The organism is Cellulomonas rhizosphaerae, assembly GCF_003470205.1.
Lineage (GTDB): Bacteria > Actinomycetota > Actinomycetes > Actinomycetales > Cellulomonadaceae > Cellulomonas > Cellulomonas rhizosphaerae.
Genome location: NZ_QWKP01000219.1, coordinates 1 through 16129, shown reverse-complemented (window position 1 = coordinate 16129; position 16129 = coordinate 1). Strand labels below are relative to the sequence as shown.

Genomic DNA, 16129 nt, shown 5'->3' with positions numbered 1-16129 from the left:
CCTAGGGTGGTGACCTGCAGGTCCGTGGGCGACATCAGGAGGTCGTGATGGCTGGTCAGGAACGTGTGCACTCGCGTCGGGACGACGAGGAGCCCGGGGACGACGCCGCTGCTCCGGTCGCGCCGGCGGCCCAGGCCCGCGACGCCGAGGTCGACGCGCTCCTCGACGAGATCGACGACGTGCTGGAGTCCAACGCCGAGCAGTTCGTGCGCGGCTTCGTCCAGAAGGGCGGTCAGTGAGCGCCGATGACGCACGCTGATCTAAGTGCTTCGGGGCGGCTCCCGCTGGCCTTCACCACGCCCGGTTCCTCGTCGTTCGTCGACTTCCTCGCGGCCCACGCGCCGTCGCTGCTGCCGGGCAACCGGCCGCTGCCGATCGGTGACGTGACGGCGCCGCACGGCACGACGATCGTCTCGCTGGCGTTCGACGGCGGGATCGTCATGGCCGGCGACCGCCGCGCCACGATGGGCTCGATGATCGCGAGCCGCGAGATCGAGAAGGTCTTCCCGGCCGACGAGTACTCCGCGGTCGGCATCGCCGGCACGGCGGGTCTCGCCGTCGAGCTGGTGCGGCTGTTCCAGCTCGAGCTCGAGCACTACGAGAAGATCGAGGGCAGCCTGCTCTCGCTCGACGGCAAGGCCAACCGGCTCGCGACGATGATCCGCGGCAACCTCGGCCTCGCGATGCAGGGCCTCGCGGTCGTGCCGCTGTTCGGCGGCTTCGATCTCGACCGCCGCGTGGGCCGGATCTTCTCCTACGACATCACCGGCGGACGCTACGAGGAGCACGACCACCACGCGGTCGGCTCCGGCTCGGTGTTCGCGCGCGGGTCGCTCAAGAAGCTGTGGCGGCCGGGTCTCGGTCCCGCCGACGCGGTGCGGGTGGCCGTCGAGGCCCTCGTCGACGCGGCCGACGACGACTCGGCGACCGGCGGGCCCGACAGCACCCGGCGCATCTGGCCCGTCGTGGCCACCGTGACCGAGGCGGGCTACCTGCGCGTGCCCGACGACGAGCTCGCCGCCGTGGCCGCAGCCTCCGACGAGGTGCGCCGAGCCACCCACGCCGACCGCGGGGGTGCCCGATGAGCATGCCGTTCTACGTCTCGCCCGAGCAGCTCATGAAGGACCGGGCCGACTACGCCCGCAAGGGCATCGCCCGGGGCCGGTCCGTGGTCGTCCTGCAGTACGACGACGGCATCGCGTTCGCGACCGAGAACGCGTCGCGCGCGCTGCACAAGGTCTCCGAGATCTATGACCGCATCGCGTTCGCGGCCGTCGGCAAGTACAACGAGTTCGAGAACCTGCGGGTCGCGGGCGTGCGCTACGCCGACCTGCGGGGCTACTCCTACGACCGGGTCGACGTGACCGCGCGCGGGCTCGCCAACGCCTACGCGCAGACGCTCGGCACGGTGTTCACCACCGAGTCCAAGCCGCTCGAGGTGGAGATCGTCGTCGCCGAGGTCGGGCACGCGCCCGAGGGCGACCAGATCTACCGGCTCGCGTACGACGGCTCGGTGACCGACGAGCACGGCTGGGTCGTCATGGGCGGCCAGGCCGAGCGGCTCGACAGCGTGGTGAGCGCGGGCTGGACGGCGGAGATGACCCTGCCGGCGGTGCTCGCGCTGGCGACGCGGGCGCTCGGCACCCCGGCCGACGACGGCGGCGCGCAGCGCGAGATCCCCGCGTCACAGCTCGAGGTCGCGGTGCTCGACCGGACCCGCCCGCGGCGCACGTTCCGCCGCCTGTCGGGTCCGCTGCTGGAGGACCTGCTGCAGGCCTGACCGGACGTGCCGACGGACGGCTGATGATCGCAGGGCGACCGGCAGGGCGACGAGGGAAGCGGGGCGCAGGACATGGACAAGCGGATCTTCGGGCTCGAGACCGAGTACGGCGTGACGTGCGCGGCCCAGGACGGGCGCGGGCTCTCGGCCGACGAGGTCGCGCGCTACCTGTTCCGCAAGGTCGTGGCGTGGGGGCGCTCGTCGAACGTGTTCCTGCGCAACGGGTCGCGGTTGTACCTCGACGTCGGCTCGCACCCCGAGTACGCGACCGCGGAGTGCGACGACGTGCGGCAGCTCATCACGCACGACCGCGCGGGCGAGCGGATCCTCGAGGGCCTCGTGGCCGACGCTCAGCAGCGCCTCGAGCACGAGGGGCTGCCCGGCAAGATCCACCTGTTCAAGAACAACACCGACTCCGCGGGCAACTCCTACGGCTGCCACGAGAACTACCTCGTGCGCCGCCAGGGCGATTTCACGCGCCTCTCGGACGTGCTCGTGCCGTTCCTCATCACGCGGCAGATCCTGACGGGTGCGGGCAAGGTGCTGACCACGCCACGCGGCGCGGTGTACTGCCTCTCGCAGCGCGCGGACCACATCTGGGAGGCCGTCTCGAGCGCGACCACCCGCTCCCGGCCCATCATCAACACGCGCGACGAGCCGCACGCCGATGCCGAGCACTACCGCCGCCTGCACGTGATCGTCGGCGACTCCTCGATGGCCGAGCCGACCACGATGCTCAAGGTCGGCGCGACCGACCTGCTCCTGCGCATGATCGAGGCCGGCGTGCCCATGCGGGACATGACCCTGGAGAACCCGATCCGCGCGATCCGCGAGATCAGCCACGACATGACCGGCAAGCACCCGGTCACGATGGCGAACGGGCGCACGGCGACCGCGATCGAGCTCCAGGAGGAGTACCTCGGCCGGGTCGTCGACTTCGTCGACGCGCACGGCGGCCCGACGCCCGAGACGAAGCAGGTCCTCGACCTGTGGGAGCGCGGGCTGCTCGCGCTGTCGACCGACAACCTGTCGCTCGTCGACCGCGAGCTCGACTGGGTGATCAAGTACCGCCTCATCGAGCGCTACCGCGCGAAGCACGACCTCGAGCTCGGCGACGTCCGGGTCCAGCGTCTCGACCTGGCGTACCACGACATCTCGCGCACCGAGGGGCTCTACAACCTGCTCGCGGCGAAGGGCCTCGTGGAGCGGCTCACCACGGACCTCGAGATCTTCGAGGCGACCGCGGTGCCCCCGCAGACCACCCGCGCGAAGCTGCGCGGCGACTTCGTGCGGGCGGCCCAGGAGGCGCGCCGCGACTACACGGTCGACTGGGTGCACCTCAAGCTCAACGACCAGGCGCAGCGGACCGTGCTGTGCAAGGACCCGTTCCGGAGCGTCGACGACCGCGTGGATCGGCTCATCGAGTCGATGTGACCTGGCATCAGCTCTGCCGGCCGTGAACGAAGGCGGACCGCGTCGGACCCTGAGCAACCGCCCCAGCGCTTCGTCGTACAGTGTCCGGCGGACGGAGCCCGCCCGAGCATCGACGGGCAGTGGCATGGACGGCAGGAGAGGGACGACGTGCGACGACTGCAGGGCGCCATCGCGCTCGCGCTGGCCGGCATCCTCGTCCTCGCGGGCTGCACCGACGAGCCGGAGCTGCCGCCCGACGTCACGGTCTCCGGGAGCCCGGGCGAGGCGCCGACGATCACGTACCTCACGCCGTTGTCGGTCAGCTCGACCCATCGGACGCAGATCTGGCCCGGTACCGGCGCGCAGGTCGTCGACGAGAAGCCGGTCCTGCTCAACTACTGGATCGAGGACGCCACCGACGCGTCCCTGGTCAAGGAGAGCTACACGACCAACCCCGTTGCGCGGTTCCTCACCGAAGCAGACCTCGGGAAGGACCTCTACCGCACGGTCGCGGGCCAGAAGGCCGGCGCCCGGATGCTGCAGGTCAGCCCGGGCACCGACCAGGGCGCGTCGTCGGACCCCACCGTGACCGTCGTCGACGTCCTGCCGGTCCGCGCCGAGGGCGAGCCGGTTCCTCCGCAGAAAAACCTGCCGAAGGTCACGCTCGCCCCGAACGGCGCTCCCTCGATCAAGGCGACCGGCGAGGACCCGCCGACAGACCTGGTCACGCGCGCGCTGATCCGGGGCGCGGGCAAGCAGGTCACGGCGACGGACACGATCACCGTCCAGTACACCGGGTTCTCCTGGAAGACCGGCGAGGCGTTCGACTCGACCTGGACGCAGGGCGTCCCCGTCTCCTTCTCCCTGCAGGACGTGCCGACGTGGGCCGAGGGCCTGGTCGACCAGCCGGCCGGCAGCCAGGTCATGCTCGTCGTGCCCCCGACGTACGCGCTCGGCGCGACCGAGAGCAAGGCGCTCGAGGGGCAGACGGTCGTCTTCGTCATCGACATCCTCGCCACCGGAACCCCTCAGGGAGCGGACTCGTGACCCTCGCACTGCGTGTCATCCCGTGCCTCGACGTCGACGCCGGGCGCGTCGTCAAGGGCGTCAACTTCGAGAACCTGCGCGACGCGGGCGACCCCGTCGAGCTCGCGCACCGCTACGACGCGGAGGGGGCCGACGAGCTCACGTTCCTCGACGTGTCGGCCTCGTCGGGCAACCGCGCGACGACCTACGACGTCGTGCGCCGCACGGCCGAGGAGGTCTTCGTCCCGCTCACGGTGGGCGGGGGAGTGCGGACCGCCGACGACGTGGACCTGCTGCTGCGCGCGGGTGCGGACAAGGTCGGTGTGAACACCGCGGCGATCGCCCGCCCGGATCTCATCGAGGAGATCGCCCAGCGGTTCGGCAGCCAGGTGCTCGTGCTGTCGGTCGACGCGCGGCGGGTCACGGGGGAGACGCGCACGGACTCGGGCTACGAGGTCACGACGCACGGTGGACGCCAGGGCACCGGGATCGACGCGGTCGAGTGGGCCGCGCGCGCCGCACGGCTCGGCGCCGGCGAGATCCTGCTCAACTCGATGGACGCCGACGGCACCAAGGACGGCTTCGACCTGCAGATGCTGCGCGACGTGCGTGCCGAGGTCGCCGTCCCGCTCATCGCGAGCGGTGGCGCCGGCACCCCGGCGCACTTCGTCGAGGCCGCGCGCGCCGGCGCGGACGCCGTCCTGGCAGCGAGCGTCTTCCACTTCGGCACCCTCACGGTGGCCGACGTCAAGGACGCGCTGCGCGAGTCGGGCATCACCGTCCGCTGACGCTCACACCACGGGCAGTCGCGCGCTGAGCAGCGCGACGTCCACGGCGTCGCCCTCGAGCCGCACGTCGGCAGCCGCGCCCCGGCCGAGCGCCCACAGCACGATCTCGGGCACCGCGCCGCGCACCACCACGGTCCCGTGCACCCCGCGCGGCTTGCGGGCCAGGTGCCGGATCCCGTCGTCGCGCACGAGCACGACCCCGACGGGGGCCTTGCGCAGCTGCAGCCCGCTCGCCCGGACGGTCTGTCCCCACAGCACCTCGACGAGCTCGGGGTCGATGTCGGGCGCCGGCACCGGACCCGCGCCGCGGCGCACGTCCTCCGCGTGCACGAAGAGCTCGACCACGTTGGCGGCCTCACCGGCCCAGGACATCGGGTGCCAGCGCGCGGGCTGGTCGGCCACGCGCGCGACGAGGTCGCGGTAGGCGCCCTCGGTCCGTGCCGTGTCGGCCAGGGTGTCGATGGCGCGGTCGGCGCGTCCGGACATGCCGGGGACGACGAGGCCGGCGCCGACGACGAGCGAGGACTCCCGCAGCACGACGTGCGCCGCGACGTGGCGCGCCTCCCACCCCTCGCAGAGTGTCGGCGCATCGGGCGCGGCCTCGAGCAGGACGTCGGCGAGGCGTTCGCGCAGGATCTGGTGCCAGGTCATCCCCGCATGCTCGCACGGCTGCGTGTCGGTGGCGCGTGAGACCATGGGGACTTCCCAGGAACCCGTAGGACAGAAGGAATCGTCGTGCCCTCCAGCGCCCCGTCATCCCGCCGACCTGCCACGTTGCAGGGGTCCTCGGCGGCCCGTGGCGCGCGCCTCGTCGGCCGGGCGCTGCGTGCGCACCCGTGGGTCTACACCGCCGCGATCAGCATCTCCGCGGTGTTCGGTGTGGCGACCGTGGCCGTCAGCCGGGTGCTCGGCTGGGCGACCGACGAGGTCGTCGTCCCGGCCCTCGACGGCGACGAGGCGGCGCGCGACCGGATCTGGCTCGCGGGCCTCATCGTGGTCGCCGTGGCCGTCACGCTGGCCGTCTCGGTCGCGCTGCGCCGGGTCTTCGCGGGCCTCGGCTTCGCCCTCCTGCAGGAGGACCACCGGCTCGCGGTCACCCGGCAGTACCTGCGCCTGCCGCTCTCGTGGCACCGCCGTCACCCCGCGGGCCAGCTGCTGTCCAACGCCGGATCGGACGTCGAGGCGTCGACCTCGGTGTTCAACCCGCTGCCGTTCGCGCTCGGCGTGCTCGCGATGATCCTGGTCGCGGCCGTCCAGCTGTTCCGCACCGACGTCTACCTGGCGATCGCCGCCCTGGCCGCGCTGCCGCTCACCCTCGTCGCCAACGTGGTCTTCCAGAAGCACATGTCCCCGGCCATCACGCGCGCGCAGCAGCTGCGCGCCGAGGTCGCCGACGTCGCGCACGAGAGCTTCGAGGCCGCGGTGCTGGTCAAGTCTCTCGGCACCGAGGCGCGCGAGGAGGAGCGGTTCACCGCGAAGGCGGCCGAGCTCGCGGCGGCCAACGTGCGTGTCGGCACCGTGCGGGCGTTCTTCGACCCGGTCATCGACCTGCTGCCGAGCATCGGGACCCTCGCCGTCCTGGTCGTCGGGACGTCCCGCGTGCTGCACGGCGACATCGACACCGGGGACGTCGTCGCCGCGGCGTACCTGCTCACCCTCCTCGCGTTCCCGGTCCGGGCCTTCGGCTGGGTGCTGGGGGAGATGCCGCGCGCGCTGGTCGGCTACGCCCGGGTGTCCCGGGTGCTCGACGCGCGTGCCGACCTGCCGCCGGGCGACCAGCCGTGGCGGCCGGCGGCCTCGGGCGCACGTGTCGAGCTGGACGGCGTGACCCGCACGGTCGCGACCCCCCAGGGCGACCTCGACCTGGTGCGCGACGTCCACCTCGACATCGCCGCCGGCAGGACGGTCGCGATCGTCGGCTCGACCGGCGCGGGAAAGACGAGCCTCGTCGGCCTCGTCGCGCGGCTGGCCGACCCGAGCGCCGGAGCGGTGCGGGTGGACGGGCTCGACCTGCGCGACGTCGTCCCGGCGGACCTCAGCGCCAACGTCGCGTTCGTCGCCCAGCAGGCGTTCGTCTTCGAGGACACGGTCCGCGGCAACGTCGCCCTCGCTGACCCCGGCGACCCCGGCGCCGCGAGCGACGACGAGGTCTGGGACGCGCTGCGCCTCGCGCGCGTCGACGACGTCGTCCACGCACTGCCGGACGGCCTCGACTCGCCGCTCGGCGAGCGGGGTGCCAACCTCTCCGGGGGCCAGCGGCAGCGGCTCGCGCTCGCCCGCGCGCTCGTGCGGCGCCCCAAGGTGCTCGTGCTCGACGACGCGACGTCGGCGGTCGACCCGCGCATCGAGCAGGCGATCCTCACGGGTCTGCGCGGCGCCTCGGGTTCGCCCACCGTGCTGCTCGTCGCCTACCGCATGTCCTCGGTGCTGCTGGCGGACGAGGTGGTGCACGTCGAGGGCGGGCGCGTGGTGGACCGCGGGACGCACACGGAGCTGCTCGCGCGCGACCCCGGGTACCGCGAGCTGGCCACGGCCTACGAGCAGGAGACCGAGCGTCGGCGCAGCGAGGCGGCCGACGAGGACGTCCTCGAGATCGAGGTGGCCCGATGAGCGACACCGACCACCGCATGGCTCCCGCGAGCACGCTCGGCGTGTTCGCGACCCTGCGCCGCGGCACGCAGGTCTCGCCTCAGCTGCTCGACGGCCTCGTCATCACGGTTCTGCTGGCCGTCGTCGCGGCCGTCGGTCGGATCGTGGTGCCCATCGCCGTGCAGCAGACCGTCGACACCGGCATCCTCGCGCCCGAGGGCCCGCAGGTGGAGCGCGTCGTGTGGCTGGCCGTCGCGGCGACGGCCGTGCTGCTCGTCGGAGCGGTGTGCTCGGCCTACGTCAACGTGCGCCTGTTCCGCTCGAGCGAGGCCGGACTGCTCGCGCTGCGCACGCGGGCGTTCCGGCACGTGCACGACCTGTCGGTCCTCACGCAGAACACCGAGCGGCGCGGCTCCCTCGTCTCCCGGGTCACCTCGGACGTCGACACGATCTCCCTGTTCGTCCAGTGGGGCGGCATCATGCTGCTCGTCTCGGGCCTGCAGATCCTGGTCGCGACGGTCCTGATGGCGTTCTACTCGTGGCAGCTCACGCTCCTGGTGTGGCTGTGCTTCGTGCCGCTCGTCGTGGTGCTGCAGCCGCTGCAGAAGCGGGTCAACACCCGGTACACCGCCGTGCGCGAGCGGTACGGCGCGATGCTCGGTGCGGTGTCGGAGGCCGTCGTCGGCGCCGAGACGATCCGCGCGTACGGCGTCGCGGACCGCACGCAGCGCAAGATCGACGCCTCGATCGGCGGCACGCGCCGCGCGATGGTCCGGGCGCAGAACCTGGTCGCGACCGTGTTCGCGTCGGGCGTGCTGGTCGCGAACCTCGTGCTCGCGGTGGTCGTCGTGGTCGGCACGCACCTCGGCGTCACGGGCGAGGTGACCGCGGGCCAGCTGCTCGCGTTCCTGTTCCTCGTCCAGCTCTTCACCGGCCCGGTGCAGATGGCCACCGAGGTGCTCAACGAGCTGCAGAACGCGATCGCGGGCTGGCGGCGCGTGCTCGGCGTCATCGAGACGCCCGTGACCGTGGTCGACCCCGGCAAGGACGGCGTGCCCTCGCCGCGCGGGCCCGCGCGCGTCGAGCTCGTCGGCGTCGACTTCTCCTACCCCGACGGCCCGCCCGTGCTGCAGGACGTGCACCTGAGCGTCCCGGCCGGCTCGTCGGTCGCGGTCGTCGGCGCGACCGGCTCCGGCAAGACGACGATCGCGCGGCTCGTCGCGCGGTTCATGGACCCGTCCGCGGGCGCGGTGCTGCTCGACGGCGCGGACCTGCGTGACGTCGAGCTCGCGACCCTGCGCGAGCGGGTCGTGCTCGTGCCGCAGGAGGGCTTCCTGTTCGACGGCACGCTCGCGCAGAACATGGCCTACGGGCTGCGCGACGGCAGTGAGGGCGAGAACGACGAAGAGCTTCGCGTCCGCGAGGCCGTCGACGCGCTGGGCCTCGACACCTGGGTCGACGAGCTCGCCGCCGGGCTGGACACCCCGGTCGGCCAGCGCGGCGAGTCGCTCTCGGCAGGAGAGCGGCAGCTGGTCGCCCTCGTCCGCGCACACCTCGCGTCGCCGGACCTGCTGCTGCTCGACGAGGCGACCTCCGCGGTCGACCCGGCGACCGAGGTGCGGATCGCCCGCGCGCTCGCGTCGCTGACCCAGGGCCGCAGCACGTTGACGATCGCCCACCGCCTGTCGACCGCCGAGGCCGCCGACGCGGTCGTCGTGGTCGAGGACGGCGTCGTGGTCGAGCACGGTCACCACCACGAGCTGGTCGCCCTCGACGGGGTCTACGCGGCGATGCACCGCGCGTGGGTCTCGCAGACGCGCTGAGGCCGGGCGCGGACCTCGCCCCGGGCGCACGCGCGCGCGTGGCAGGATCGGCACGTGCCTGAGCTCGACACCCCACTGGACCCCGCCGTCGCCGCGCGTCTCAAGCGCGACGAGCACGGCCTCGTCGCCGCCGTCGTGCAGCAGCACGACTCGCGCGAGGTGCTCATGCTCGGCTGGATGGACGACGAGGCGCTGCGGCGCACGCTGACCTCCGGGCGCGTGACGTTCTGGAGCCGCTCGCGCCAGGAGTACTGGCGCAAGGGCGACACCTCGGGCCACCGTCAGTACGTGAAGTCGGTCAGCATCGACTGCGACGGCGACGCGCTCCTGGTCGAGGTCGACCAGATCGGCGCCGCCTGCCACACGGGCGCCCACACCTGCTTCGAAGCGGGCGGTGGCCTCGCCGCCGTCGTCGGCCATCGAGACGACACCACCACCGGAGGACAGGCATGACCGCGCCCACCCAGCAGACCCCGCACGTCGAGGTCACCTGGGGCGGCACCTGGCCGTCCGTCGACGGGTTCCGCGAGCTGGCCCGCGACCGCCGCGTCATCCCTGTCGTGCGCCGGCTGCTGGCCGACGACACCACGCCCGTCGGGCTTTACCGCACGCTGTGCGCGGGCCGCCCGGGCACGTTCATCCTCGAGTCCGCCGAGAGCGACGGCACGTGGGGCCGGTACTCGTTCGTCGGCGTCCGGTCGCGCGCCACGCTCAGCGTGCGCGACGGTCAGGCCGCCTGGTCGGGCGACGTGCCCGTGGGCGTCCCGGCCGAGGGCGACGTCCTCGACGTGCTCGCCGAGACGCTCGACGTGCTGCGCACCCCCGCGCTGCCCGGCCTGCCCCCGCTCACCGGCGGCCTGGTGGGTGCGCTCGGCTGGGACGTGGTGCACCACTGGGAGCCGACGCTGCCCAAGAAGGCGCCCGAGGAGCTCGACGTCCCCGAGCTGACCCTGCTGCTCGCGACCGACCTGGCCGTCGTCGACCACCACGACGGCTCGGTGTGGCTGATCGCCAACGCGATCAACTTCGACGGCACCGACGCGCACGTCGACGAGGCCCGGGCCGACGCCGTCGGCCGCCTCGACGCGATGCAGGCCACGCTCGTGCGCCCCACGGACCCGGGCGTCGCCGTCCTGGTCGACGAGGCCGAGCCGGCGCTGCGGTTCCGCTCGACCCGCGACGAGTTCGAGCAGCAGGTCCGGTTCGGCAAGGAGGCGATCCGCGACGGCGAGGTGTTCCAGGTCGTCATCTCCCAGCGCCTCGACCTCGACTGCCCGGCGGACCCGCTCGACGTCTACCGCGTGCTGCGCACGATCAACCCGAGCCCGTACATGTACTACGTGCAGCTGCAGGACCCGGACGGCCGTGACTTCGCCGTGGTCGGCTCGTCGCCGGAGACGCTCGTCAAGGTGAGCGACGGGCACGTCACGACGTTCCCGATCGCCGGCTCGCGCCCGCGCGGAGCGACCCCGGAGGAGGACCGCGCCCTGGCCGACGAGGTCCTCGCCGATCCCAAGGAGCGCGCGGAGCACATCATGCTCGTCGACCTGTCGCGCAACGACCTGGTCAAGGTGTGCGAGCCGAGCAGCGTCGAGGTGGTCGACTTCATGGCCATCAGCCGCTACTCGCACATCATGCACATCACGTCGACCGTCGTCGGGCGCCTGCGTCCGGGCGCCACGGCACTGCAGACGCTCACCGCGACGTTCCCGGCAGGCACTCTGTCCGGGGCACCCAAGCCGCGCGCGATCGCCCTGATCGACGAGGTCGAGCCCGCGCGCCGCGGCATCTACGGCGGAACGGTCGGCTACTTCGACTTCGCCGGTGACATGGACATGGCCATCGCGATCCGCACGGCCCTGATCCGCGACGGCCGCGCGAGCGTGCAGGCCGGCGGCGGCATCGTCGCCGACTCGGTCCCCGCCCTGGAGTACGAGGAGTCGCGGAACAAGGCCGCGGCCGCGGTCCGCGCGGTGCAGATCGCCTCGCGCCTGCGCCGGGCGGGCGCGTGAGCGAGCCCGCAGCGGCCCCGAAGCGCCGAGCCTCAGGCAGAGGCCGGGCCGCCGGCGTCCTGCTCCTGCTCGCCGCCCTGACTGGCCTCGTCTCGCTGCCCACGTGGTTCACCACGACGGCGGCCACCGCGCTCGACCCGAGCGTCGTGGTCACCGCGAGCGGCGCGGACGTGGCTCCCGCCGTCCCGGCGGCCGCACTCGTGCTGCTGGCCTGCGCCGCGGCGATCGCGCTGGTCGGTAGGGTCGCGCGCTGGGTCGTCCTCGCGGTCGTCGCGGGTGCCGGCGTCCTGGTCGTGGCCGCCGCGCTCCAGGCGATCGGCGACCCGTGGGGCTCGGGCCTGCACCAGCAGGTGGTCGACGCGACGAGCGTGGGTGAGGACCGCTCGCCCGTGACCGTCTCCGTGTGGCCCTACCTCGCGGTGGGGGTCGGCGCGGTCGTCGTGCTCGTGGCGCTCTGGCTCGCACGCGCCTCGCGCTCGTGGGCCGGGCCGTCCCGTCGCCACGAAGGGACCACCGCGGGCACCACGCAGGCCCGACCCGAGGTCGAGGACGAGCGCACCGCGTGGGACGCGCTTTCCCGCGGCGACGACCCGTCGTGACGTGCGGGTCCGCCGCCCCGCGGTCGGCTAGGGTGAAGGCCGAACTTCGCACGAAGGGCACCACCTGATGGCTGACAACACCCTTGCGCACCGCGCGCAGCACGCGACCACGACCGAGGCCGTGCACCTGCCGCCCACCGCGGCGCCGACGAACCACGGCAAGACGCTCGCCGCGTGGGTCACCTCCTGGGTGATCGTCGCCGGCGGCACGATCGCCGGCCTCGCCGTCGCGTTCGCCGTCGTCTGGCTCTTCTGGGTCGGTATCGGCATCTGCCTCGCCGGGCTCGTCGCCGGTTGGGTGCTGAAGTCGATGGGCTACGGCCAGGGCGGCGCGGCGACGCTCGCGCGCCAGAAGGAGCACGGCGGGCACTGACCCGCTGGGTGCCCGGGCCGGACGGACGGGCGCCACCCGCAGGACCGCACGACCGAGGTAACACCGCCGTTCCCACGACGACCACCCGGCCAGGTACCGGGTGGCCGCACCGCGATCCAGGAGGACCGATGTCGACGCCGAACGAGCCCCAGAACCCCTACGGCGAGCAGCCGCAGAACCCCGAAGACCCGTTCCGCAAGGCCGACCCCAGCCCGGAGCCGCCGGCCGCGCCGCAGTACGGCGCACCGGGCTACGGTGCTCCCCAGGCGCCCCAGTACGGCGCCCCGCAGTACCCCGGGACGCCGCAGTACCCGGGTGGGCCGCAGTACCCGGCGGCCCCGCCGTACCAGGGCGGCTACGGCCCGACGCCGCCGCCGAACTACCTCGTGTGGGCGATCCTCACGACGGTCCTGTGCTGCCTCCCGCTCGGCATCGCGTCGATCGTGTTCTCGTCGCAGGTGAACTCGAAGTTCGCGCAGGGCGACTACGCGGGCGCTGCCAGCTCGTCGAACAAGGCGAAGCAGTTCGCGATGTGGAGCGCGATCGTCGGTGGCGTCTTCATCGTCATCGCGTTCATCGCCGGCATCGCGGGCGGGTTCTCCGAGAACTCGAACTACTGAGCTCCGAGCTCCTGAGCCCCGATGAGTGACGTGGTGTCGACCGGGCAGCTCGCGGTCGGCACCACGCCCTCGTCCGGCCCGCCGAGGCGTCGCGGCGCGGCCGCTCTCGTCGGCCCCGCCGCCGTCGCGCTGACGGCCGGGGGAGCCCTCGTCGTCCTCGCGAAGGTCGACCCGAACCAGCCGGGGCACTACCCGACGTGCCCGTTCCTGTTCCTCACGGGCATGTACTGCCCGGGCTGCGGCTCGCTGCGCGCCCTCCACGACCTGACCCACCTCGACGTCGTCGGCGCCTGGGGAATGAACCCGCTGCTGGTGCTCGTCGTCCCGGTCCTGCTGGCCTTCTGGGTCGCGTGGACCGTGCGCAGCTGGCGCGGCACGCCGCGCCAACGGGTGATCCCCGCGCTCTGGATCAACGTCTTCCTCGGCCTCGTGCTCGCGTTCTGGGTCGCCAGGAACATCCCGGCACTCGGCCCCTGGCTGGCGCCCTGAGGACCTCGGTCCCACGTTTCGGCCTGTGGTCGGGGTCACGCGCGCGCCCCCGTACGATGGCCGATGGATCCCGCCCCGGTCGTCGGCTGAGCGGGAGACGTGACCCGGGGGAAGGGGTGAGGCCTCGATGACCGTGCTGGACGACATCGTCGCCGGTGTCCGTGAGGACCTGGCAGCAAGGCAAGCGACCACGTCGCTCGACGTGCTGAAGGCGGCCGCGCTCAAGCGGCCCTCGGCCATCGAGTGCATCAACCGGCTCCGCGTCGAGGACGCGGTCACGGTGATCGCCGAGGTCAAGCGGTCGAGCCCGAGCAAGGGTGCGCTGGCGAAGATCGCCGACCCGGCCGCGCTCGCCGCCGAGTACGAGAAGGGCGGCGCGACCGCCATCTCCGTGCTCACCGAGCAGCGCCGGTTCCACGGCTCGCTGGCCGACCTGGACGCCGTGCGCGCCAAGGTCGACATCCCGGTCCTGCGCAAGGACTTCGTCGTCACGCCCTACCAGGTGTGGGAGGCGCGGGCGCACGGCGCCGACCTCTGCCTGCTCATCGTCGCGGCGCTCGAGCAGACCGTGCTGGAGTCGCTCGTCGAGCGCGTCCACTCGCTCGGCATGACCGCGCTCGTCGAGGTGCACGACACCGAGGAGGTCGCCCGGGCAGTCGACGCCGGCGCCCGGGTGATCGGCGTCAACGCGCGCAACCTCAAGTCGCTCGAGGTGGACCGCACCACGTTCTCGCGGGTCGCCCCCTCGATCCCGTCGGACATCGTCAAGATCGCCGAGTCGGGTGTCCGCGGCCCGCACGACGTCATGGACTACGCCCGCGCAGGCGCGGACACCGTGCTCGTCGGCGAGGCGCTCGTGACGGACGACGCGCCCCGCGAGTCCGTCGCGGACCTCGTCGCCGCCGGCGCGCACCCGTCCCTGCGGGCGGTGCGGCAGTGACTGGACGCCCCGAGGTGGAGCCCGAGCGCTCGACCGGCCCGCTCGCCACGCACACCGGCCCGTACTTCGGCGACTTCGGCGGGCGGTTCGTGCCCGAGGCGCTGATCGCCGCGCTCGACGAGCTCGACACGGCGTACCACAGGGCGCAGACCGACCCGGCGTTCGGCGCCGAGCTCGCCCGCCTGCACCGCACGTACACGGGCCGGCCGAGCCCGCTGACCGAGGTGCCGCGGTTCGCCGCGCACGTCGGGGAGGGCGTGCGCGTGTTCCTCAAGCGCGAGGACCTCAACCACACGGGCTCGCACAAGATCAACAACGTGCTGGGCCAGGCGCTGCTGGTCAAGCGCATGGGCAAGACGCGCCTGATCGCCGAGACCGGCGCCGGCCAGCACGGCGTCGCCACGGCGACCGCGGCCGCGCTCATGGACCTCGAGTGCGTCGTGTACATGGGCGAGGAGGACACGCAGCGGCAGGCGCTCAACGTCGCCCGCATGGAGCTCCTCGGCGCCACGGTCGTGCCCGTCACGGTCGGCACCCGCACGCTCAAGGACGCGATCAACGAGGCGCTGCGCGACTGGGTCGCCAACGTCGAGACCACGCACTACCTGCTCGGCACGGTCACGGGTCCGCACCCGTTCCCCGAGATGGTGCGCGACTTCCACAAGATCATCGGCGAGGAGGCGCGCGCGCAGCTCGCCACCGAGATCGGCCGGCTCCCGGACGCGGTCGTGGCGTGCGTCGGCGGCGGGTCGAACGCGATGGGCATCTTCAACGCGTTCCTCGACGACCCGGCCGTGCGCCTGTTCGGCTTCGAGGCGGGCGGCCACGGCATCTCGTCGGGCAAGCACGCCGCACGGTTCTCGGGCGGCGAGCCCGGCGTGCTGCACGGCTCGCGGTCCTACCTGCTGCAGGACGAGGACGGGCAGACGCTGCCCAGCCACTCGGTCTCGGCCGGCCTGGACTACCCGAGCGTGGGCCCCGAGCACGCCTGGCTGCACGACATCGGGCGCGCCGAGTACCGGCCCGTCGGCGACGACGAGGCCATGGAGGCGTTCCGCATCCTGTGCCGCACGGAAGGCATCATCCCGGCGATCGAGTCCGCTCACGCGCTGGCCGGTGCGATCCAGCTGGGCCGCGAGGCACGGGAGTGGTCGGACGAGCCCGTCATCCTGGTCAACCTGTCGGGACGCGGGGACAAGGACGTGGCGACCGCCGCCGCGTGGTTCGACCTCATCGAGGACGAGCCCGTGGTGAAGGCCGACGAGGGAGAGCAACTATGACGGTGGGCGTCGCATCGCAGGTCGGTGCGCACCTCGACGGCCTCAAGGCCCAGGGCCGCGCGGCGCTGATCGGCTACCTGCCGGTCGGCTACCCGAGCGTCCCCGGCTCGATCACGGCCGTCCGCACGATGATCGACGCCGGCGTGGACGTCGTCGAGCTCGGCATGCCCTACAGCGACCCCGTCATGGACGGGCCGATCATCCAGCGCGCTGCGGACGCGGCGCTGCGGGGTGGCACGCGCGTGCGCGACACGATCGCCGCGGTCGAGCAGATCTCCGGCCGGGGCGCACCCGTGCTCGTGATGACGTACTGGAACCTCGTGCTGCGCTACGGCGTCGAGGCCTACGCCCGCGACCTCGCGTCGGCGGGCGGCGCGGGCCTCATCACGCCGGACCT

General features: G+C 73.0%; 18 protein-coding genes. 17 read left to right on the top strand and 1 reads right to left on the bottom strand.

Translation table 11 applies throughout. The features are described from left to right. The first annotated feature begins 47 nt into the window (after positions 1–47). The 6 genes from D1825_RS15745 to hisF all read left to right on the top strand — a co-directional run bounded on the left by D1825_RS15745 (position 48) and on the right by hisF (position 5007). Positions 48–239 carry a ubiquitin-like protein Pup gene (locus D1825_RS15745; protein WP_118768366.1) on the top strand — a complete coding sequence of 64 codons (192 nt, stop codon included), beginning with the start codon at positions 48–50 and terminating at the stop codon, positions 237–239. A gap of 6 nt (positions 240–245) precedes the next feature. Then, complete coding sequence (gene prcB / locus D1825_RS15740; protein WP_118768365.1) at positions 246–1085, top strand: proteasome subunit beta; 840 nt, start codon at positions 246–248, stop codon at positions 1083–1085. After that, the gene (prcA, locus tag D1825_RS15735; RefSeq protein WP_118768364.1) at positions 1082–1780 is read left to right on the top strand and encodes a proteasome subunit alpha; all 699 of its coding nucleotides are present in this window, start codon (positions 1082–1084) and stop codon (positions 1778–1780) included. Before prcB ends, prcA begins: the two co-directional genes overlap by 4 nt. A 72-nt stretch (positions 1781–1852) precedes the next feature. Further along, on the top strand, positions 1853–3214 hold the full coding sequence (pafA, locus tag D1825_RS15730) for a Pup--protein ligase (RefSeq protein WP_118768363.1): 1362 nt from the start codon (positions 1853–1855) through the stop codon (positions 3212–3214). 147 nt (positions 3215–3361) lie between these two features. Then, on the top strand, positions 3362–4240 hold the full coding sequence (locus D1825_RS15725) for an FKBP-type peptidyl-prolyl cis-trans isomerase (protein WP_118768362.1): 879 nt from the start codon (positions 3362–3364) through the stop codon (positions 4238–4240). Further along, the gene (hisF, locus tag D1825_RS15720) at positions 4237–5007 is read left to right on the top strand and encodes an imidazole glycerol phosphate synthase subunit HisF (protein ID WP_118768361.1); all 771 of its coding nucleotides are present in this window, start codon (positions 4237–4239) and stop codon (positions 5005–5007) included. Before D1825_RS15725 ends, hisF begins: the two co-directional genes overlap by 4 nt. Before the next feature lie 3 nt (positions 5008–5010). Here hisF and D1825_RS15715 read toward each other — a convergent pair whose 3' ends face one another. Beyond that, positions 5011–5658, bottom strand: a complete 648-nt coding sequence (locus tag D1825_RS15715) for a TIGR03085 family metal-binding protein (protein WP_118768408.1) — start codon at positions 5656–5658, stop codon at positions 5011–5013. Between the two features lie 78 nt (positions 5659–5736). On the opposite strand from D1825_RS15715, the gene D1825_RS15710 reads away from it, so the two are divergent. The 11 genes from D1825_RS15710 to D1825_RS15660 form a co-directional block, all read left to right on the top strand. Next, positions 5737–7617 carry an ABC transporter ATP-binding protein gene (locus D1825_RS15710; protein ID WP_407643341.1) on the top strand — a complete coding sequence of 627 codons (1881 nt, stop codon included), beginning with the start codon at positions 5737–5739 and terminating at the stop codon, positions 7615–7617. Then, positions 7614–9419 carry an ABC transporter ATP-binding protein gene (locus D1825_RS15705; protein ID WP_118768359.1) on the top strand — a complete coding sequence of 602 codons (1806 nt, stop codon included), beginning with the start codon at positions 7614–7616 and terminating at the stop codon, positions 9417–9419. The genes D1825_RS15710 and D1825_RS15705 overlap by 4 nt, the downstream gene beginning before the upstream one ends. A 54-nt stretch (positions 9420–9473) precedes the next feature. Next, a complete protein-coding gene (gene hisI, locus D1825_RS15700; RefSeq protein WP_118768358.1) occupies positions 9474–9872 on the top strand; it encodes a phosphoribosyl-AMP cyclohydrolase in 399 nt (132 codons plus the stop codon). Next, a complete protein-coding gene (locus D1825_RS15695; protein ID WP_118768357.1) occupies positions 9869–11431 on the top strand; it encodes an anthranilate synthase component I in 1563 nt (520 codons plus the stop codon). The genes hisI and D1825_RS15695 overlap by 4 nt, the downstream gene beginning before the upstream one ends. Beyond that, positions 11428–12030, top strand: coding sequence for a Trp biosynthesis-associated membrane protein (locus D1825_RS15690; protein ID WP_118768356.1), 603 nt, complete (start codon positions 11428–11430; stop codon positions 12028–12030). The genes D1825_RS15695 and D1825_RS15690 overlap by 4 nt, the downstream gene beginning before the upstream one ends. A 67-nt stretch (positions 12031–12097) precedes the next feature. After that, entirely contained in the window at positions 12098–12403 is a 306-nt protein-coding gene (locus D1825_RS15685) for an HGxxPAAW family protein (RefSeq protein ID WP_118768355.1), read from the top strand. A 128-nt stretch (positions 12404–12531) separates the two neighbouring features. Beyond that, positions 12532–13023 carry a CD225/dispanin family protein gene (locus D1825_RS15680; protein ID WP_118768354.1) on the top strand — a complete coding sequence of 164 codons (492 nt, stop codon included), beginning with the start codon at positions 12532–12534 and terminating at the stop codon, positions 13021–13023. A gap of 21 nt (positions 13024–13044) precedes the next feature. Further along, positions 13045–13512 (top strand): DUF2752 domain-containing protein, encoded by a 468-nt coding sequence (locus D1825_RS15675; protein WP_118768353.1) that lies wholly within the window; start codon positions 13045–13047, stop codon positions 13510–13512. A gap of 127 nt (positions 13513–13639) precedes the next feature. Beyond that, on the top strand, positions 13640–14452 hold the full coding sequence (trpC, locus tag D1825_RS15670) for an indole-3-glycerol phosphate synthase TrpC (RefSeq protein ID WP_118768352.1): 813 nt from the start codon (positions 13640–13642) through the stop codon (positions 14450–14452). Continuing rightward, the gene (gene trpB, locus D1825_RS15665) at positions 14449–15732 is read left to right on the top strand and encodes a tryptophan synthase subunit beta (protein WP_118768351.1); all 1284 of its coding nucleotides are present in this window, start codon (positions 14449–14451) and stop codon (positions 15730–15732) included. The genes trpC and trpB overlap by 4 nt, the downstream gene beginning before the upstream one ends. Continuing rightward, positions 15729–16129: tryptophan synthase subunit alpha (locus D1825_RS15660; RefSeq protein ID WP_199721621.1), on the top strand; the 401-nt coding region annotated here is incomplete at its 3' end. The genes trpB and D1825_RS15660, both read left to right, overlap by 4 nt.